Source organism: Halomonas sp. SIMBA_159, from assembly GCF_046536035.1.
Lineage (GTDB): Bacteria > Pseudomonadota > Gammaproteobacteria > Pseudomonadales > Halomonadaceae > Vreelandella > Vreelandella venusta_A.
In genome coordinates this window covers 1-1408 of sequence record NZ_JAWJBT010000050.1, presented here as the reverse complement: position 1 = coordinate 1408, position 1408 = coordinate 1, and the positions used below count along the sequence as shown (strand labels likewise).

Sequence of the window (1408 nt, the reverse complement as noted above, 5' to 3'; positions counted from 1 at the left end):
GTCCGTTCGTTTCGTGTCTCGGCCTTAAAGCATCCCGGATTTACCTAAGATGCCAGCCTACTCACTTTCACCAGGACAACCAACGCCTGGCTCACCTAGCCTTCTCCGTCCCCCCATCGCAATCATGTCCGGTACGGGAATATTGACCCGTTTCCCATCGACTACGCCTTTCGGCCTCGCCTTAGGGGCCGACTCACTCTGCTCCGATTAGCGTCGAACAGAAACCCTTGGTCTTCCGGCGAGGGAGTTTTTCACTCCCTTTATCGTTACTCATGTCAGCATTCGCACTCGTGATACCTCCAGCAGACTTCTCAATCCACCTTCATCGGCTTACACGACGCTCCTCTACCGCTCATCCATAGGATGAACCCGTAGCTTCGGTACCTGGTTTAGCCCCGTTACATCTTCCGCGCAGGCCGACTCGACTAGTGAGCTATTACGCTTTCTTTAAAGGATGGCTGCTTCTAAGCCAACCTCCTAGCTGTCTGAGCCTTCCCACATCGTTTCCCACTTAACCAGGATTTGGGGACCTTAGCTGACGGTCTGGGTTGTTTCCCTTTTCACGACGGACGTTAGCACCCGCCGTGTGTCTCCCACGCTCATACTCACCGGTATTCGGAGTTTGCCTCGGGTTGGTAAGTCGGGATGACCCCCTAGCCGAAACAGTGCTCTACCCCCGGCGGTAATACGTGAGGCGCTACCTAAATAGCTTTCGAGGAGAACCAGCTATCTCCGAGCTTGATTAGCCTTTCACTCCGATCCACAAGTCATCCAAATCTTTTTCAACAGATCCTGGTTCGGGCCTCCAGTTGATGTTACTCAACCTTCACCCTGCTCATGGATAGATCGCTCGGTTTCGGGTCTATATCCAGCGACTGTGTCGCCCAGTTAAGACTCGGTTTCCCTACGGCTCCCCTATACGGTTAACCTCGCCACTGAATATAAGTCGCTGACCCATTATACAAAAGGTACGCAGTCACAGAACAAGTCTGCTCCTACTGCTTGTACGCACACGGTTTCAGGATCTATTTCACTCCCCTCTCCGGGGTTCTTTTCGCCTTTCCCTCACGGTACTGGTTCACTATCGGTCAGTCAGGAGTATTTAGCCTTGGAGGATGGTCCCCCCGTCTTCAGTCAAGGTTTCTCGTGCCCCGACCTACTCGATTTCACATACGCAGATTTTCGACTACGGGGCTATCACCCGCTACGGCCGTGCTTCCCAGCACGTTCGTCTAATCAGTTGCATGCTTAAGGGCTGGTCCCCGTTCGCTCGCCGCTACTAGGGGAATCTCGGTTGATTTCTTTTCCTCAGGGTACTTAGATGTTTCAGTTCCCCTGGTTCGCCTCTTACGCCTATATATTCAGCGTAAGATACTCATCTTATGATGAGTGGGTTTCCCCATTCAGA

1 rRNA gene is annotated in these 1408 nt (G+C 52.6%); it reads right to left on the bottom strand.

From position 1 onward, the window contains the following. Positions 1-1408: ribosomal RNA gene (locus R0J87_RS18235) — 23S ribosomal RNA — on the bottom strand; the annotation flags it as partial.